We start from the raw sequence: 17,170 nt of genomic DNA, 5'->3' as shown, positions 1-17,170 counted from the left end.
AACTCCTACCAGACGACGGGGAGTTCCAGCAGCCCCTGGATCGTGTCGCCCTGCTTGCAGGGGATCTCCTCGGCGGGCACCGCGAGACGCAGCCCCGGCAGCCGGTCGAAGAGGGACCGCAGGGCGATCTCGACCTCCGCCCGGGCGAGGTTCTGGCCCAGGCACTGGTGGATGCCGAAGCCGAAGGCGAGGTGGTGGCGGGTCTCGCGGTGCCAGTCGAGCCGCTCCGGCTCCTCGTAGGCGGCGCCGTCGCGGTTGATGACGGACGTGGCGAAGACGACGCCCTCACCGACGCGCAGGGTGCTGCCCGCGATCTCGATGTCCTCGCTCACCACCCGCAGCAGGCCCTCCGCGATGGACAGATAGCGCAGCAGCTCCTCGACCGCGGCGGGCATCAGCGGCTGCCCGTCGGCGAGACCGGCCCGCAGCTCGGCGAGGTGCTCAGGGTGCTGGAGCAGCGTGAACGTACCGAGGGAGATCATGTTCGCCGTGGTCTCGTGGCCCGCGACGAGCAGGATCGTGGCCAGGTCGGCCAGTTCCTCCAGGTCCACGGTGCCGGCCGCGAGCTGCTGGTGGATCAGCTCGTCGAGGAGACCCTCACCCGGCTCCTTCCGCTTGCGGTCGATCAACGCGTAGAAATACGCGTCCAGCTCGTCCCGCGCCGCCTGGGTGTTCTCCGCGCCGGGGCCGCGCAGCAGGCGCCGCGACTGCTCCTCGAAGAAGTCGTGGTCGGCGTAGGGCACCCCGAGCAGGGAGCAGATCACCATCGACGGCACCGGCAGCGCGAACGCGCCCACCAGCTCGGCGGGCGGCCCCTGCGCCTCCATGGCGTCCAGGAGCCGGTCGACGGTCTCCTGGATCGCCGGGCGCAGGGCCGCGACGCGCTTGACCGAGAAGCTGGGGATCAGCATCCGCCGCTGGGTGTTGTGCCGGGGGTCGTCGACGCCGAGCAGCGCGATGCTCCGGTTGCGGACGCGGGCGAAGCGTTCGGTGGGCGCGGGGAAGTTCTCGTTCTCGCGGTCCGCGGAGAGCCGCTGGTCGGCGAGGAGTTCCCGGGCCACGGTGTGCCCGGTGACCACCCAGACGACGCGCCCGTCCCAGAGGGTCACCCGGGAGAGCGGACGGTCCTCGCGCAGAGGCGCGTAGCCGGTGGGCGGGTGGTAGGGGCAGGTTCGGTTCTGGGGGAAGGGGATGGGGGTGGAGGATGGGGCGGGGGCTGGGATGAGGGTTGGGGTCGGGGTGGAGGCCGGCGCTGTCTCAGCTGTCTCAGCTGATTCCGCTGGCTCCGTTGTTTCCCGTGACTTCGTTGTCTCCGGCATGGACGTACCTCGCAAGCGCAGATTTCCCTTACCTGCCCCCATTGGATGCCTGGGGCATCTATCTCGTCCACGGCAAGACCGGCCAGATCGGCGACGCGGCCGAGTTGTCCGGAACACCCCCTCCGCGCCGGGCTCCAACAGGGGCGTACAGCTTGCCCGAGGGGCGTGCGAGGATCCAGGAGAACCGCGCGCGGCCACTGTGGAGGATGAAGAGGATGTTCGCGATACCCCTGGGTGACGGAGCCGAACTGCGCCCGCTGGAGCCGTGGCAGGCCGAGGAGTTCCTGGCCCATATGGACCGCGGCCGTGCGTTCATAGGCCAGTACGTCGGTCTCCCCGACGTCGCCGCCGACCTGGGGTCCGCGCGCGGCTGGCTCCAGGTGTACGCCGACAAGGCCGCCGCCGACGCCGGCCGCCTGTACGGCATCTGGCTCGACGAACGCCTCGTCGGCGGCGTCCTCTTCCGGGTCTTCGACGCGGCGTCCGGCAACTGCGAGGCGGGCTGCTGGCTGGAACCGGCCGCCTCCGGGCGCGGCCTGGTCACCCGCGCCGTGCGCGTCCTGATCGACTGGGCGGTCGAGGTGCGCGGCATGCACCGGGTGGAGTGGCTGGTGGCCTCCGGGAACCGGCCGAGCATCAATGTGGCCAAGCGGCTCGGCATGAGCCTCGAAGGGGTCCAGCGGGAGAACGACCCCTACCGGGGGGTACGGCAGGACACGGAGATCTGGGCGGTACTCGCACCCGAGTGGCGCGCCGCGCGGGCCGAAGGGGCCGAGGGCCCGGCGCGGTGACCGTCGACGACGCCTTCGGCCATCCGCGGCTCGCCGCGCTCTACGACCCGCTCGACCCGGACCGGAGCGACCTCGACGCGTACCTCCGCATGGCCGAGGAGTTCGGCGCGCGCCGCGTCCTGGACATCGGCTGCGGTACGGGCGTCTTCGCGCTGCTGCTCGCCGAGCGCGGGACCGAGGTCGTCGGCGTCGACCCGGCCCGGGCGTCCGTCGAGGTGGCCCGCGCCAAGCCGGGGGCCGAACGGGTGCGCTGGCTCGTCGGCGACGCGACCGCGCTCCCGCCGCTGCGCGTCGACCTCGCGACCATGACGGCGAACGTGGCCCAGGCCATCGCGGACCCGGCCGCCTGGCGGGGCACTCTGCGGGGCGCGCACGGAGCGCTGCGGCCGGGCGGCCGCCTGGCGTTCGAGACCCGGGACCCGGCCAGGCGCGCCTGGGAGAACTGGCACCGCGAATCCTCGCACGCCGTGACGGAGGTGCCAGGTGTCGGACAGGTCGAACACTGGGTCGAGGTCACCGCGATCGACGGGCCGCTGGTGTCGTTCCGCTGGACCTACGCCTTCGCGACGGACGGGCAGGTGCTCACCTCGGACTCGACGCTGCGCTTCCGGGGACGGCAGGAGATCGAGGGGGACCTGGCCGCCGAGGGGTTCGAGGTGGAGGACGTACGCGACGCCCCCGACCGGCCGGGCCGGGAGTTCGTCTTCGTCGCGCGGCGGCCGGCGGCCGGGGCCGGCTCCCGGTAAATGGCTGGCGCGGCGCGGGAGCCGGGACCTAAGCTGCGTAGCGTTCCTCGGTGGCCGTTCGGCCGCCGTTCTCGGCCGAGCAGGACCAGGAGGTGTGACCGATGGCTGTCGTCGCGGTGGGCGCTGCCCGCATCCGGAAGTTCGTCAAGTCCACCTCCGTGGCCACCGGCTGACCGAACGCCTTACTCCGCGCGCCTTCGTGCGCGTGCGCCGGGGCCACCCTGTGAAGGGTCACCCCTTGTCTTTCTGCTCTCTTCCGTTCTCCTCCCGTCCCGGTTCGTCTCCGGGTTCGTCCTCGCCCGTCCCGCACCCCCTGGCCCCCTACGGCTGGGACGCGGACTGGGAGACCGAGTTCGCACCGTACGCGGCGCAAGGGCTGCTGCCCGGCCGCGTCGTCCGCGTGGACCGCGGGCAGTGCGACGTCGTCACCGCCCATGGAACCGTCCGCGCCGACACCGAGTTCGTCACCCCGCGCGACCCGCTGAAGGTCGTGTGCACCGGCGACTGGGCCGCCGTCGACCCGGACGGCGGCGACCCCCGCTACGTACGCGCGTATCTGCCCCGGCGTACGTCCTTCGTGCGCTCCACCTCGTCCAAGCGGTCCGAGGGGCAGATCCTCGCCGCCAACGTCGACCACTCGATCATCGCGGTCTCGCTCGCCGCCGAGCTCGACCTCGGGCGGATCGAGCGGTTCCTCGCGCTCGGCTGGGAGTCGGGCGGGCAGCCCGTCATCGTGCTCACCAAGGCCGACCTCGTACCGGACAGCGCCACGCTCGCGCACCTCGTCGAGGACGTGGAGACCTCGGCCCCCGGCGTGCAGGTGCTGCCGGTCAGCTCCACGGCCGGGGACGGCGTCGACATCCTCGCCGCGGTCGTCTCCGGCGGTACGTCGGTGCTGCTCGGCCAGTCCGGCGCGGGCAAGTCGACGCTGGCGAACGCGCTCGTCGGCGCCGACGTCATGGAGGTCCAGGCGATCCGTGACGCCGACGGCAAGGGCCGGCACACCACGACGACCCGCAACCTCCTGCTGCTGCCCGCGGGCGGCGTCCTCATCGACACGCCGGGGCTGCGCGGCGTCGGCCTGTGGGACGCCGGAACCGGCGTCGGGCAGGTCTTCTCCGAGATCGAGGAGCTGGCGGAGAACTGCCGGTTCCACGACTGCGCCCACGCCGCCGAGCCCGGCTGCGCGGTGCACGCCGCCGTCGCGGACGGCACGCTTCCCGAACGCCGTCTCGACAGCTACCGCAAGCTGATCCGCGAGAACCAGCGCATCGTCGCCAAGACGGATGCCCGGGTCCGCGCGGAGCTGCGCCGCGAGTGGCGGCTGCGGGGGGCGGAGGGGCGCGCGGCGGTGGAGGCGAAGCGGGGGCGCTTGCGCTGAGCTGAGCGGGTCGGGCGGTTGGGGAGCTGCGGGTCCGTTGTGGCTGGGCGCGCAGTTCCCCGCGCCCCTCAGGGGGCGCGTCTCCACGCGGCCCGCGAAGACGTAACGCAGTGTCCGAATTCCGCCAGCCGCTCCGACCCCGTGGGGTCAGAATGGGTGGCGTGATCGATGAAGAGACCAGGTACGAGGCCGTGCGGAGCCGGGACGCCCGGTTCGACGGTGAGTTCTTCTTCGCCGTCGAGACGACCGGTATCTACTGCCGCCCCAGCTGCCCCGCCGTCACGCCCAAACGGCAGAACGTCCGCTACTACACCACGGCCGCCGCCGCCCAGACCTCCGGCTTCCGCGCCTGCCGCCGCTGCCGGCCGGACGCCGTCCCCGGCTCCGCCGAGTGGAACGTACGCGCCGACGTCGTGGGCCGCGCCATGCGCATGATCGGCGACGGCGTCGTCGACCGCGAGGGCGTCCCCGGGCTCGCCGTGCGGCTCGGCTACAGCGCCCGGCAGGTGCAGCGCCAGCTCACCGCGGAGCTGGGCGCGGGCCCGGTCGCGCTGGCCCGCGCCCAGCGGGCGCACACCGCGCGCGTCCTGTTGCAGACCACGGATCTGCCGGTGACGGAGATCGCGTTCGCCGCCGGGTTCGCCAGCGTCCGGCAGTTCAACGACACCATCAAGGCCGTGTACGCGCTCACGCCGACCGCCCTGCGCGCCGCCGCCCCCAAGCGCGGCGCGGCGCGGGCCACGCCCGCCGCCGGCATCCCGCTGCGCCTCGCCCACCGGGGCCCCTACCAGGCCGCTCCGGTCTTCGACCTGCTCGCGGACGAGACGGTCCACGGCATCGAGGAGGTCACCGGCGAGCGCGGCGCCCGCACATACCGGCGTACGCTCCGACTGCCGTACGGGACGGCCATCGTGGCCGTCGAGGAGGCGCGTTCCCCGGCCACGGCGGGCGGCGGTTCGAGCGCCCAGGCCGTGCGCCGCGGCGGCTGGCTCGACGCCCGGCTGCACCTCACCGACCTGCGGGACCTCACCACGGCCGTGCAGCGTCTGCGCCGCCTCTTCGACCTCGACGCCGATCCGTACGCCGTGGACGACCGGCTCGGCGCCGACCCCCGGCTCGCCCCGCTCGTCGCCGCCCGGCCCGGGCTGCGCTCGCCGGGCGCGGCCGACCCGGAGGAGTTCGCGGTACGCGCGCTCGTGGGGCGGGCCGGCGCCGAACGGCTCGTGGAGCGGCACGGCAAGGTGCTGGACGCCGCGTGCGGGCGCCTCACCCACGTCTTCCCCGGACCCTCCCAACTGGCCGCCGAGCCCGGCCCGCTCGGCGCGCTGGCGACGGCGCTCGCCGACGGTGTGCTGCGCCTGGACGCGGGGGCGGACCGGGACGACGCCGAGGCGGCGCTGCTCGCCCTGCCCCGTCTGGGCGCGAGGACGGCCGCGCTGATCAGGATGCGGGCGCTCGGCGACCCGGACGTGGCCGCGCCCGGTGAACCGGAACCGGTCCGTGACGCCTGGCGCCCTTGGCGCTCGTACGCCCTGCGCCACCTGCGGGCGGAGCGGGCCCCGGGACTCAGCCCGCGTCGAGCCCCCAGCTGTGGATCCGCCTCGGATGGATACGGATCAGCTCCTCGCTGAAGCCGGGCCCCAACTCGTGGGGACCGTTGAGCAGTTCGGCCTCGCCGCGGATGTCGATGCCCCGCACCTGCCACGGCCTCAGGCTCACCACGTCGTCGACGACGAGGGACACCTTCGGGTTCGCCTGGAGGTTTCGCCACTTCTTGGTGGTGCCGAGAGCATGGCCCCCGACGAGGATCGTGCCGTCGTCCTGCGGGAAGAAGCCGACGGGGTTCGCCTGCGGCTGGCCCTTGGGGTCGACCGTGGCCATCCGCCCCAGGCGCTGGGACTTGAGGTACGCGCGCTCGGCTTCGCTGAATTCGGTCATGCGGCGAGCCTCGCACGCGTATGCGGCCCGCCGACGCGGATGTGCCACGTTCACGTCAGCGCCGGCCAAGGCCCTACGACCTAGCCCCAGAAGACCGCCCCCAGCCACGCCCCGAGAATCAGCAGGCACGCGAAGAGCTCCGTCAGGACGCTCGTGCCGCCCATCCGCATGGCCGTCCGCGTCGCCGCCACCGCCTCGCCGCGGCCGCCGAGCCGCAGCCGCTCCCCGGTGTAGATACCGGCGACGAAGCCGGGGATCGCGCCGATCACCGGCACCACGCAGAAGCCCAGCAGCGCCCCGGCCCCGGCGAAGGCGGCCATCCGGCGCGTGGCGCCGCTCTCCCGCAGCCTGCGGGGCGGCAGCTGCCAGCGCACCGCCTGCGCCACGAGCAGCACGACGGACGCGCCGACGAGGACGCCCCAGGCGAGCCCCCTCGGGTCCTGCAGCGCCCACCACAGGACCGCGGCCCACACCAGCCACGGCCCCGGCACTCCGGGCACCAGCACTCCGCACAGGCCGAGCAGCATCACCACGCCGACCAGCAGGAGTTCCCACACTCCCATCTGCCCAGAGTGCAGCAGATCCGGCGAAACCGCAGGTCAGATTAGTCAGCGCGGGGGCGGCGCGCGACCCAGTCCCGTTCGTACGCGTGCCAGCCGAGCTGGAGCCGCGTCGTGACGCCGGTCAGCTCCATCAGCCGCTTCACCCGGCGCTGCACCGTACGGAGCCCCAGGTCCAGCTGCTTGGCGACGCTCGCGTCGGTCAGGCCCGCGAGGAGCAGCGAGAGGATTTCCAGGTCCGTTCCGTCCGGGCCCTCGGGCGCCTCCTCGCGGACCGTGCCGCCGTCCTCGCCGAGGCGCAGCGGCAGCGCCTCCCGCCAGACCGCCTCGAAGAGGCCCGTCAGCGATTCGAGCAGTCCGCTGGCGTGCACGACGAGCGCGGCGGGCTCCGCCGTCCGCGAGGTGAGCGGGACCATCGCGAGCGAGCCGTCGGCGATCACCAGCTTGGTCGGGACGCGGTCCACCACCCGCACCTGCTCGTCGCGGCCGAGCGCCGTCGACAGCTCGATCAGACCGGTCGGCAGGTCGAGGACCGTACGCTCGACCACCACGCGGTAGCTGACGCCCCGGTCCGCGGCCTGCTCCTCGGCGCTGTTCTCCATGCCGGTGATCGCGACGGGGCTGCCGGTCACCAGCGCGCACACCTCGTCGCTCGCCCCCAGCTGCAACTGGAGGAAGCGCTGCGAGACGGCGGCCGCCCCCGTGACCACCTCGACCAGGTCGTGGACGGTGGGCTCGGTGGCCTGCGCGCGGTACTCCTCGGCGAGCAGGGTCGCCGCCAGCTCCGCCTTCTCCAGCTCGTGCCGCCGCTGGGTGAGCAGCGCGCCGAGCGCGACGCCGGGCGGCGCGGCCACCCAGCGGCCCGCCCTGCCGGAGGCCTGCGCGGCCAGACCGTGCCGCTCCAGGCGGCGCAGCGCCCGCTCGGTCTCGGGCTCTCCGAGGGTGAGTCTGCGGGCGAGGTCGGACACGTCGGCGGCGCCCACCGACACCAGCGCCCGATACGCCGACTCGTGCGTCTCGTCCAGACCTATCGCTGCCAGCATGCGGCGACGCCCCTCCCCGAAGCTCCGTTCCGACGGCACCATGGCGGGAAACAGCCACGGCGTGAACCCGCCCCAGGACATCATCCCCGCACCTCGCTCCCCCGACGACAAGGTGACGCCACCGCGGCACCGACCGCGGCCGCCCCTGCCGGATTGACCTCGGCGCCACGGGGCACGCGGGTACAGGCCGGGTACGACGTGCGCCGGCCACCCGGACGCCGCCGGGCGGTCCTCCTGTGGGGGGTGGGCCCGCCCGGCGGCTCCCGGCATGCCCGGGACCGTAGTCAGATGGTCGGAATTTCCGGATGCACCGTTTTCGTACGGCCCCCGCGGTGGAAAATTAGGGGCATGAGCCAGCAGGGGGAGAGGCGCACCGGTCGCGATGACGACTGGTGGGGGCAGCTGTATGACGACGCCACACAGGACACGGGCCCGGCGCCCGCACCGGACACCCTCGACGACAGGTTCGCCTCGGCGGCGGACACGGTGAAGGAAGGACTCCCCTCCGGACCAGGGCCGCAGGGCGCGATCCCGCCGCAGGGCGCTGTCCCGCGTCAGTACGCGCCCGGCGTTCCGGGGGCGGGACCCGCCGCCCACGAGGCCGATCCGTATGGGCCCGAGGAGGCCGCCGCACCGCCGGGCGGGCCGCCCGCCCCCGCCGGTGTCGCGTACGTGGGTGACGGACCGCCCACCTACGAGCCCGACCCCACCGTCCTGCCCGCCGCCGACCCCGACGACCTCGGCGACCTCGTCGCGGACACCGTCCTCGACGGGGCGCGGTACGGCGCCTCCACCCTGCGCGCGGCCTCCATGCGCGGCGACTCCGCCCGCTACCGCGGCGAACAGCGCCGCGACTCCCTGCTCACCGCCCGCTTCGGCACCGGCGAGAACGCGCTGCTGCTGGTCGCCGTGGCCACCGGTGCCCGCGCCGCGCCGGGAGCGCACCGCGCGGCCGCCGAGGCGTGCGAGTGGATCGGCCGGGCCGTGGGGCGCAGCCACCAGCGGCTCGCGCAGGACATCAGGGCCGCCCGCCGCGGCGACCTGAAGTCGGGCCTGCACCGCCTCATCGACCGCAGCCTCGGCAGGCTCCGCGCCCACGCCGCCGACCTGGGACTGCGCCCGGACGAGTACGCCGCCGCCCTGCGCTGCCTGCTGCTGCCCGCCGACCCCCAGTGCCGTACGCGGGTCTTCTTCGGCGTCGGCGCGGGCGGCCTCTTCCGGCTGCGTGACGGCGAGTGGCAGGACATCGAGCCCCGCGTCGCCGACGCCACGGGCGACGCCGTGGTCGGCTTCGGCTCCCCGCCGCCCCGGACCCCGGCGGGCGACCACCTCACCATGGACCTGGGCATCACCACACCCCCGAGCCCCTACGAACCGGCGCCGGAACCACCCCGCGACCCGTTCCGCTTCCGGGCCTCGGTCGCCCGGCCGGGTGACACGCTCCTGCTGTGCAGCGGCGGCCTCGCGGAACCGCTGCGCGGCGAGCCCGAGCTGGCCGGACACCTCACCCGCCGGTGGGAGAAGAGCGGTCCGCCGGGGCTCGCCGCCTTCCTGGCCGACGTCCAGGTCAGGGTCAAGGGGTACGCCGACGACCGTACGGCCGCCGCGGTCTGGGAGGCATGACCGCCGCACCTGTGAATTCATGGACCAGAGGTTCCGGTTCCCAGGGTGAAGAGGTGCGTACCGCATGGCCAAGCAGAACGTCGCCGAGCAGTTCGTCGACATCCTCGTCCGCGCGGGCGTGCAGCGCCTGTACGGAGTCGTCGGCGACAGTCTCAACCCGGTCGTGGACGCCATCCGGCGCACGAAGGGGATCGACTGGGTCCAGGTGCGGCACGAGGAGACCGCCGCCTTCGCGGCCGGCGCCGAGGCCCAGATCACCGGCAGGCTGGCCGCCTGCGCGGGCTCCTGCGGCCCGGGCAACCTCCACCTCATCAACGGCCTGTACGACGCGCACCGCTCCATGGCCCCCGTCATCGCCCTCGCCTCGCAGATCCCCTCCAGCGAGATCGGCCTCGGCTTCTTCCAGGAGACCCACCCCGACCGGCTCTTCCAGGAGTGCAGTCACTACTGCGAGCTGATCTCCAGCCCCAAGCAGATGCCCCGGCTGCTCCAGACCGCCATCCAGCACGCCGTCGGCCAGTCCGGTGTCGGCGTCGTCTCGCTGCCCGGCGACGTCGCCTCCGAGGAGGCCCCGGCCAAGGCCGCCGAGACCGCCCTGGTGACCTCCCGCCCCACCGTGCGCCCCGGCGACGAGGAGATCGAGAGGCTCGCGGCGATGATCGACGACGCCGACAAGGTCACCCTCTTCTGCGGCAGCGGCACCAAGGGCGCCCACTCCGAGGTGATGGAGTTCGCCGAGAAGATCAAGTCCCCGGTGGGCCACGCGCTGCGGGGCAAGGAGTGGATCCAGTACGACAATCCGTTCGACGTCGGCATGAGCGGCCTGCTCGGCTACGGCGCCGCGTACGAGGCCACCCACGAGTGCGATCTGCTGATCCTGCTCGGCACGGACTTCCCGTACAACGCCTTCCTGCCGGACGATGTGAAGATCGCCCAGGTCGATGTGCGCCCCGAGAACCTCGGGCGCCGCTCGAAGCTCGACCTCGCGGTCTGGGGCGACGTACGCGAGACCTTGCGCTGTCTGACCCCGCGCGTCTCGCCCAAGACGAACCGCAAGTTCCTCGACAAAATGCTCAAGAAGCACGCGGACGCCCTCGAAGGCGTCGTCAAGGCGTACACCCGCAAGGTCGACAAGCACATCCCGATCCACCCGGAGTACGTCGCCTCGGTCCTCGACGAACTCGCGGCGGACGACGCCGTCTTCACCGTCGACACCGGCATGTGCAACGTCTGGGCGGCCCGCTATCTCACCCCCAACGGCAGGCGCCGCATCATCGGTTCGTTCAGCCACGGCTCGATGGCCAACGCCCTGCCGCAGGCGATCGGCGCCCAGTTCGCCGACCGCGGACGCCAGGTCGTCTCGATGTCGGGCGACGGCGGCTTCTCGATGCTGATGGGCGACTTCCTCAGCCTCGTCCAGCACGATCTGCCGGTGAAGGTCGTCCTCTTCAACAACTCCTCCCTCGGCATGGTGGAGTTGGAGATGATGGTGGCCGGGCTGCCCTCGTACGGCACGGCGAACCACAACCCCGACTTCGCCGCCGTCGCCCGCGCCGCCGGGGCGTACGGCGTCCGCGTGGAGAAGCCCAAGCAGCTCGCGGGCGCCCTGAGGGACGCCTTCGCGCACAAGGGTCCGGCCCTGGTCGACATCGTCACCGACCCGAACGCCCTCTCCATCCCGCCCAAGATCAGCTCGGACATGGTGACCGGTTTCGCGCTCTCCGCCAGCAAGATCGTGCTGGACGGCGGGGTGGGCAGGATGGTGCAGATGGCCCGCTCGAACCTGCGGAACGTGCCGAGGCCGTAACCCCGAGGCCGTAACCCTGACCCTGACCCGGGCCCCGGCACGCGGACGGGCTCAGGCGGGCCGCAGCCGCAGCGTCACGATCTGGAACGGCCGCAGCGCCAGCCGCAGACCGGCCTCGCCCGTCTCCGCCTCCCGGAGCGGCCGCTCCAAGAGGTCGGTCAGCTCGGCCCGCGCCACCGGGAACGACGTGCTGAGCGTGGCCGCGGCCCGGCCGCCGCGCGACTCGTAGAGCCGTACGACGACATCGCCGCTCCGGTCGTCGGCGAGCTTCACCGACTCGACGGTGACCGCCGGATGGTCGACGCTCACCAGCGGCGCGAGGACGGGCGCGTCGGCGACCCGCAGCGGCAGATTGAGTGCCAGCCCCTCCGCGACCGCGTCACCCGGCGTGCCGCCGGGCAGCAGCGCGTACGTAAAGCGGTGCGTGCCCCGGTCGGTCTCCGGGTCCGGGCTGTGCGGGGCCCGCAGCAGCGTCAGGCGCACCGTGGTGCCGAGGGCGCCGCCGTGCTCCTCGCGCGTCACGTCATGGCCGTACGTCGCGTCGTTGAGGACCGCGACGCCGTACCCCTCCTCGGCCACCCGCAGCCAGCGGTGCGCGCAGATCTCGTAACGCGCCGCGTCCCACCCGGTGTTGGCGTGCGTGGGCCGGTGCACATGGCCGAACTGGATTTCGGCGGCGGACCGTTCGGCGTGCACGTCCAGCGGGAAGGCGGCCTTGAGCACCTTCTCCGACTCCCGCCAGTCGACGTCCGTGACGACGTCGACGCGCCTGCCGCCCGCCGCGAGCCGGATCTCCTGGGTGATCCGCGACGCCCCGAACGCGCGCGTGACGCGCACCGCCACCCGCAGCGGGCCCTCCTCCACCAGCTCGACCGACTCGGCGTCCGTGAGGTCGGTGTGCCGGTGCCGGTAGTGCCGGTCGAGGTCCCAGGCGTCGTAGTGCGTGGGGTGGTCGGGGTGCAGCTGGAGGAGGTTGCCGGGGGCCGCGAGGACCTCGCGGCCCGCGTCCAGATCCTTCACGGAGGTCAGCAGCCCGGCGGCGTCGATGGTCACGCTCAGGTGCTCGTTGGTCAGCAGGATCGTGTCGCCGGTCGTGTGCGCGGCCACTCCCGGGCCCGGCGTCCCGGCACTGTCCAGGCTCCGCGTCCCGAGCGCGGGGACGTCGACGCGCACCAGCGTGCCGTCACCGCTGTCCACGACCTCGCTACGGGCGTACGGCGAGGCGTTCAGCACGGCGGGCCCGCCCGCGCCGAGAGAACGTACGGCCGACGTGGTCAGCCCGTCCAGCTCGGCCAGGACACGCTCGTACGTCTCCCGCGCCTCGCGGTGCACCCAGGCGATCGACGAGCCCGGCAGGATGTCGTGGAACTGGTGCAGCAGGACCGTCTTCCACAGGCGGTCCAGTGTGTCGTACGGATAGACGTACGCCGGATCGCGCACCGCCGCCGCCGTGCACCACAACTCCGCCTCCCGCAGGGCGTGTTCGCTGCGGCGGTTGCCGCGCTTGGTCGCCGCCTGGGTGGTGTACGTCGCACGGTGCAGCTCCAGATACAGCTCGCCGGACCAGACGGGGGCGTTGGCGCCGTACTCCTCTTCGGCCGCCGCGAAGAACGCCGAAGGCCGCTCGATCTCGACGCGCGGCGAGCCCTCCAGGGACTTCAGGCGCCGCGCCCGCTCCATCATCTCGCGGGTGGGCCCGCCCCCGCCGTCGCCCCAGCCGAACGGCACCAGGGAGCGGCTCGCCCGGCCCTTGTCGGCGAAGTTCCGCTCGGCATGGGCGAGTTCGGCCCCGTGGAACTGTGAGTTGTACGTGTCGACGGGCGGGAAGTGGGTGAAGACCCGGGTGCCGTCGATGCCCTCCCACCAGAAGGTGTGGTGCGGCATCTTGTTGGACTGGTTCCAGCTCAGCTTCTGGGTGAGGAACCACCTGATGCCCGCGAGCTTCGCCAACTGCGGGAAGGCCGCGGTGTATCCGAAGGAGTCCGGCAGCCAGATCTCCTCCGTCTCGACGCCGAGCTCCTCCCGGAAGAACCGCATGCCGTGCGTGATCTGCCGCGCGAGCGCCTCGCCGCCCGGCATGTTGGCGTCCGACTCGACCCACATCGAGCCCACCGGCGCCCAGGTGCCGTCCGCCACCGCCTTCTTGATCCGCTCCCAGATGTGCGGCTGGTGCTCCTTCACCCACGCGTACTGCTGGGCCTGCGAGCAGGCGAAGACCAGCTCCGGATACTCCTCGGCCAGAGCCGTCACATTGGCAAAGGTCCGCGACGCCTTGCGCACCGTCTCGCGCAGGGGCCACAGCCACGCCGAGTCGATGTGCGCGTGACCGGCCGCCGACACCCGGTGCGCGCTCGCGTGCGCGGGCTTCGCGAGGACTTCGGCGAGCGCCCCGCGCCCCGCGGCGGCCGTGCCCGGCACGTCGTGCAGATCGAGCGCGTCGAGCATGTCCTCAAGGGCCCGCAGGATCTCGTGGCGACGCGGACGGTCGGCGTCCAGTTCTGCCATGAGCTCGGACAGGACCTCGATGTCCAGGACCAACCGCCAGACGTCCTCATCGAGTACGGCGAGATCGGCAGACGCGAATCGGTAGATCGGCCCAGTACCCGCGGTCAGTACGTCGCCCAGCGGCGTCGGCACGAAGTCGTGCAGAACGGCGGGATTGGCCGCCGCTTCCAGGAGTAGGTGCACCGGCTCACCACCCCGCGCGGGGGAGGCCACCGGAATATGCCGATTGCGCGGGTGAACTCCTTTCAGCGGCACGCCCGCCGCGTCGTACACCAGACCCTCCGCCTGGAACCCCGGCCCGTCCCCCGTGAAGCCGGGGTCGACGACCACCTCGACCCGGCGGCCCCGCCACTCATCGGGCACCCGCCCCTGGAGGCGGAACCAGCTGGTCGACCAGGGACTTCCCCAGTCCGTGCCGGTCTCGAAGGGTTCGTACGACGCTTCCAGAGCGGCCGAGACGGGCACCGGCTCGCCCGGCGCGTGCCAGACGGAGAGCGCGAGCGGCGCCCTGTGCGGGTACTGGGCGGGGCGGATGAACTGGCGCAGCGCCCGTTCCAGGCGGCCTTCCACCAGCAGTCTGTCGTCGTGCACTCGGGCTCCTCGGAACGGTCGGTGGCGGGGGTCCACCGCTTCACTTCCCCCCAGGTCTTCGGCACACCCCTGGCATTGGTTGACGATTCGACAGGAGTGCCGTCTGTGGGCCGGGGCATGCATTCCGTGAAGTTGTTCGAGCAGGGAGGCAAGGTCATCGCTTTGTGGGCGGGGGTCATGACGAGGCAGTCACGTGGAGGCGGCCCCGGGGGAATCGGGGCCTCTTCGCAGAACGTACGAGACGAGATCGCCGAGGGGGCGCCGGCCGAACCGGACCGGGCCCAGCTCAGGCGCAGACTGGGGAGGGCCGATCTGTCGGCGGTGCCCGAGGTCAGGGGCGCCCTGAGGGAATTCTTGAGGCGCTGGGGAAAACCGGCACGGGCCGACATAGCCGAGCTGCTCACCAGCGAACTCGTCACCAACGCACTGGTGCACACCGACCACGACGCGATCGTCACCGCGACCCTCGGACCGCGCGGCCTGCGCGTCGAGGTGCGGGACTTCGTGGGGCGCCGCCCCCAGCCGCGCGTACCGAACGCCGACGACGGTACGAACGGCAGGGGCCTGATCCTGGTGCAGTCCCTCGCCGACGCGTGGGGCGTGCGCGCGCACGGGGTGGGAAAGGCGGTGTGGTTCGAGCTGAACGGCGGCGGCATGGCGTGAACGCTGCCGCCACCCCCGCCTGTCCGCGATGACGTGTCCGCAGCGATCAGCCGAACTGCTGCTCCAGGTTCTTCAGCTTCTGTTCCAGCGAGTCGAGCCGGGGCAGGGCCTGGGTGTCGTCCTCCGCCGTGAGGTCGACGGTGACGGGAGTGATCCGCTCGTCACCGTCGCTCCCCACGGCCTGGAGGGAGGGCCGGGCGCCCGACGGCAGCTGTTCCGACGCGGCTATGACAGGGTCCGCGCCGACCTGCGCGGACCCGGCGGCCGTGGAGACGGCCTGCACGTCGACCTGTCGGCCGCCCCGGTTGTAGCCCCGGTGGCCGCGGCTGATCGCCTTGAGCCGGGCGCGCTCCAGCTTCTCCCGGTCGCGCCGGTGCAGCCGGGTGCGCTCCTTCTCGCGGCGGTCCTCCCGCACCTCCTCGACGGCCTCGTCCAAAGTGCGTACGCCTTCGAGGAGCATCAGCGACCAGGCGCCGAAGGTCTCCCGGGGCGCGCGCAGCCACCGCACGATACGGATCTGCGGCAGCGGACGCGGCACCAGACCCTGCTCGCGCAGCGCCGCCCGGCGGGTCTGCTTCAGCGCGCGGTCGAAGAGGACCGCCGCCGACAGCGACATCCCGGCGAAGAACTGCGGGGCGCCCGCGTGGCCGAGGCCCCTGGGCGCGTGCACCCAGTTGAACCAGGCCGCGGCTCCGGCGAACGTCCACACGAGCAGGCGCGAGCCGAGCGCCGCGTCGCCGTGGCTGGCCTCGCGCACGGCGAGGACGGAGCAGAACATGGCGGCGCCGTCGAGGCCGAACGGGACGAGGTACTCCCAGCCGCCGGAGAGGCTGAGGTTCTGCCGGCCGAAGCCGACCAGGCCGTGGAAGGAGAGCGCGGCGGCGACCGCCGCACAGCAGAACAACAGCACGTAGGACGCGGTGCCGTAGATGGCTTCCTTGCGCCTGCGGCGCTCCTCGTTGCGTTCCCACGAATCGTCACCGGCGGCGGACTTCGCCGCCTTGGGGTGGCCTCGCTTGCCGCGCGTCAGCACCGCCACCGCCACCAGCACGCCCAGGAGCAGGACGCCGCCGGGGAGCAGCCAGTCCAGCGATATGTCGGTCAGTCTCATCGGGGGTCCCTTGCGTCGCGGTAGGGCGTTTCGGGCGCCATAGTGACCCGATCCGGACGGCCCTCAGGAGGGTTTCCGGGCAAGAGAACGCCAAGGGGGTGAGAGACAGCGCGCGGAACGCGTTTTTGCTCGAACTGACTGCGGGGGAATGGCTGTCGAGTTCGATTAACTGTGCACCGAAGGGGTGGTTCAGCCGGAAGTGGCGGCGGTGGCGCTCAGCCGTGCGACGCGTTCCGTGTCACAGGTGCGGGGGCAGGTGACGCAGGTGTCCTCGGGGCGCAGGGTGTAGAACATGCAGCAGCTCGCCCGGTCGCGGGTCGGCAGCGACTCGCCGTTCGGCCCCGTCAGCTCGCGGAAACCGGCCGTGCCCACGTACGGCTTCGTGGCGCCGGGCAGCAGCCGCTCCAGCTCCGTCATCGCGCGACGCTCCTCGCCGAGGAGGTGCGCGATGTACCAGAGGCCCTCGACGATCTCGTCGGTCGCCACGCTCCACAGGGCGCGCGAACGGCGCCGCATCCGGGGGCCGAAGCCCTCCAGGAGCGGGCCCAGATGGTCGGCGACCGCCGCCCGCACCTCCGCGCGCAGCGCCTCCTCGTCCGCCACGACGCGGGCGCCGGGCAGTGCGGCGGCCGGGTCGCCCGGCAGACAGGCGAAACCGTCCGCGCGTACGGCCATCCGGCCGAGGGTGCGCTGGAAGGAGACGTTCGCCACCGGGAAGCGGGGGACGCGGCGGTGCAGGAACCACGGGACCGTGATGAGCAGGGTGGCCGGCCAGGCGTAGCGGTGCAGTCCGAAGCTCGCCACCACGTCGGGGCGCGCCCGGGTGCCGTAGTCCTTCAGGACCTGCGCGTCGTCCCACGCGAGGAAAGCGTCGAGGTCGGCCCCGCCCTCCGCGAGCCGGTCGGCGGTGACCCAGCCGCTGTCCCGGGGGGTCTCTTCCCCGGCGCTCAGCTCGGTGATGCGCAGTCCTGGGAACACCTCGTTGAGGCGGGCGTAGGAGTCCGCTACGGCGCTGGAGACGCTCTGTGCGGGCGCGGCCAAGGTGGGGACGGACATGCGGGGACCACCGAATCGCGATCGATTGCAGGTAAG

14 protein-coding genes are annotated in these 17,170 nt (G+C 72.8%); 7 read left to right on the top strand and 7 right to left on the bottom strand.

Features of this window, described 5'->3' with window-relative positions; all coding sequences use genetic code 11:
- Nucleotides 1-5 precede the first annotated feature (5 nt).
- On the bottom strand, nt 6-1,319 hold the full coding sequence (locus ACWDVB_RS00285; protein WP_451513282.1) for a cytochrome P450: 1,314 nt from the start codon (nt 1,317-1,319) through the stop codon (nt 6-8).
- A gap of 215 nt (nt 1,320-1,534) precedes the next feature.
- On the opposite strand from ACWDVB_RS00285, the gene ACWDVB_RS00280 reads away from it, so the two are divergent.
- The 4 genes from ACWDVB_RS00280 to ACWDVB_RS00265 all read left to right on the top strand — a co-directional run bounded on the left by ACWDVB_RS00280 (nt 1,535) and on the right by ACWDVB_RS00265 (nt 5,868).
- Nucleotides 1,535-2,110, top strand: a complete 576-nt coding sequence (locus tag ACWDVB_RS00280; RefSeq protein ID WP_451513281.1) for a GNAT family N-acetyltransferase — start codon at nt 1,535-1,537, stop codon at nt 2,108-2,110.
- Nucleotides 2,107-2,856 (top strand): class I SAM-dependent methyltransferase, encoded by a 750-nt coding sequence (locus ACWDVB_RS00275; RefSeq protein ID WP_451513280.1) that lies wholly within the window; start codon nt 2,107-2,109, stop codon nt 2,854-2,856. The genes ACWDVB_RS00280 and ACWDVB_RS00275 overlap by 4 nt, the downstream gene beginning before the upstream one ends.
- Nucleotides 2,857-3,094: 238 nt before the next feature.
- On the top strand, nt 3,095-4,237 hold the full coding sequence (rsgA, locus tag ACWDVB_RS00270) for a ribosome small subunit-dependent GTPase A (protein WP_451513279.1): 1,143 nt from the start codon (nt 3,095-3,097) through the stop codon (nt 4,235-4,237).
- 152 nt (nt 4,238-4,389) lie between these two features.
- Entirely contained in the window at nt 4,390-5,868 is a 1,479-nt protein-coding gene (locus ACWDVB_RS00265) for a DNA-3-methyladenine glycosylase 2 family protein (RefSeq protein WP_451513278.1), read from the top strand.
- Here the strand turns inward: ACWDVB_RS00265 and ACWDVB_RS00260 are convergent.
- The 3 genes from ACWDVB_RS00260 to ACWDVB_RS00250 form a co-directional block, all read right to left on the bottom strand.
- The gene (locus ACWDVB_RS00260) at nt 5,804-6,175 is read right to left on the bottom strand and encodes a PPOX class F420-dependent oxidoreductase (RefSeq protein ID WP_451513277.1); all 372 of its coding nucleotides are present in this window, start codon (nt 6,173-6,175) and stop codon (nt 5,804-5,806) included. The genes ACWDVB_RS00265 and ACWDVB_RS00260 overlap by 65 nt on opposite strands.
- Nucleotides 6,176-6,255: 80 nt before the next feature.
- A complete protein-coding gene (locus ACWDVB_RS00255) occupies nt 6,256-6,738 on the bottom strand; it encodes a DUF456 domain-containing protein (RefSeq protein ID WP_451513276.1) in 483 nt (160 codons plus the stop codon).
- A 41-nt stretch (nt 6,739-6,779) separates the two neighbouring features.
- Nucleotides 6,780-7,778 carry a helix-turn-helix domain-containing protein gene (locus tag ACWDVB_RS00250; protein ID WP_451513275.1) on the bottom strand — a complete coding sequence of 333 codons (999 nt, stop codon included), beginning with the start codon at nt 7,776-7,778 and terminating at the stop codon, nt 6,780-6,782.
- 348 nt (nt 7,779-8,126) lie between these two features.
- Here ACWDVB_RS00250 and ACWDVB_RS00245 point away from each other — a divergent pair, with 348 nt between their 5' ends.
- Nucleotides 8,127-9,401, top strand: coding sequence for a protein phosphatase 2C domain-containing protein (locus tag ACWDVB_RS00245; protein ID WP_451513274.1), 1,275 nt, complete (start codon nt 8,127-8,129; stop codon nt 9,399-9,401).
- 64 nt (nt 9,402-9,465) lie between these two features.
- Entirely contained in the window at nt 9,466-11,208 is a 1,743-nt protein-coding gene (locus ACWDVB_RS00240; RefSeq protein WP_451513273.1) for a pyruvate dehydrogenase, read from the top strand.
- Nucleotides 11,209-11,259: 51 nt separating this feature from the next.
- On the opposite strand, the gene ACWDVB_RS00235 is transcribed toward ACWDVB_RS00240, so the two are convergent.
- The gene (locus ACWDVB_RS00235) at nt 11,260-14,304 is read right to left on the bottom strand and encodes an alpha-mannosidase (protein WP_451513272.1); all 3,045 of its coding nucleotides are present in this window, start codon (nt 14,302-14,304) and stop codon (nt 11,260-11,262) included.
- 177 nt (nt 14,305-14,481) lie between these two features.
- Here ACWDVB_RS00235 and ACWDVB_RS00230 point away from each other — a divergent pair, with 177 nt between their 5' ends.
- A complete protein-coding gene (locus ACWDVB_RS00230) occupies nt 14,482-14,967 on the top strand; it encodes an ATP-binding protein (protein WP_451513271.1) in 486 nt (161 codons plus the stop codon).
- A gap of 46 nt (nt 14,968-15,013) precedes the next feature.
- On the opposite strand, the gene ACWDVB_RS00225 is transcribed toward ACWDVB_RS00230, so the two are convergent.
- Together ACWDVB_RS00225 and ACWDVB_RS00220 are read right to left on the bottom strand one after the other, a co-directional pair.
- The gene (locus ACWDVB_RS00225; RefSeq protein ID WP_451513270.1) at nt 15,014-16,078 is read right to left on the bottom strand and encodes a DUF2637 domain-containing protein; all 1,065 of its coding nucleotides are present in this window, start codon (nt 16,076-16,078) and stop codon (nt 15,014-15,016) included.
- 189 nt (nt 16,079-16,267) lie between these two features.
- Nucleotides 16,268-17,134 (bottom strand): (2Fe-2S)-binding protein, encoded by an 867-nt coding sequence (locus tag ACWDVB_RS00220; protein ID WP_451513269.1) that lies wholly within the window; start codon nt 17,132-17,134, stop codon nt 16,268-16,270.
- Nucleotides 17,135-17,170 lie beyond the last annotated feature (36 nt).

This window comes from Streptomyces sp. NPDC003379 (assembly GCF_053589195.1).
Note: the sequence above shows the minus strand (reverse complement) of the source record. Positions and strands in the feature narration are given on the sequence as shown.

Excerpts from the sequence above, each read along its gene's own strand:
- ACWDVB_RS00285 (WP_451513282.1), bottom strand. The coding sequence starts at position 1,319 with ATGCCGGAGACAACGAAGTCACGGGAAACAACGGAGCCAGCGGAATCA.
- ACWDVB_RS00280 (WP_451513281.1), top strand. The coding sequence starts at position 1,535 with ATGTTCGCGATACCCCTGGGTGACGGAGCCGAACTGCGCCCGCTGGAG.
- ACWDVB_RS00265 (WP_451513278.1), top strand. The coding sequence starts at position 4,390 with ATGGGTGGCGTGATCGATGAAGAGACCAGGTACGAGGCCGTGCGGAGC.
- ACWDVB_RS00260 (WP_451513277.1), bottom strand. The coding sequence starts at position 6,175 with ATGACCGAATTCAGCGAAGCCGAGCGCGCGTACCTCAAGTCCCAGCGC.
- ACWDVB_RS00255 (WP_451513276.1), bottom strand. The coding sequence starts at position 6,738 with ATGGGAGTGTGGGAACTCCTGCTGGTCGGCGTGGTGATGCTGCTCGGC.
- ACWDVB_RS00250 (WP_451513275.1), bottom strand. The coding sequence starts at position 7,778 with ATGCTGGCAGCGATAGGTCTGGACGAGACGCACGAGTCGGCGTATCGG.
- ACWDVB_RS00245 (WP_451513274.1), top strand. The coding sequence starts at position 8,127 with ATGAGCCAGCAGGGGGAGAGGCGCACCGGTCGCGATGACGACTGGTGG.
- ACWDVB_RS00240 (WP_451513273.1), top strand. The coding sequence starts at position 9,466 with ATGGCCAAGCAGAACGTCGCCGAGCAGTTCGTCGACATCCTCGTCCGC.
- ACWDVB_RS00230 (WP_451513271.1), top strand. The coding sequence starts at position 14,482 with ATGACGAGGCAGTCACGTGGAGGCGGCCCCGGGGGAATCGGGGCCTCT.
- ACWDVB_RS00225 (WP_451513270.1), bottom strand. The coding sequence starts at position 16,078 with ATGAGACTGACCGACATATCGCTGGACTGGCTGCTCCCCGGCGGCGTC.
- ACWDVB_RS00220 (WP_451513269.1), bottom strand. The coding sequence starts at position 17,134 with ATGTCCGTCCCCACCTTGGCCGCGCCCGCACAGAGCGTCTCCAGCGCC.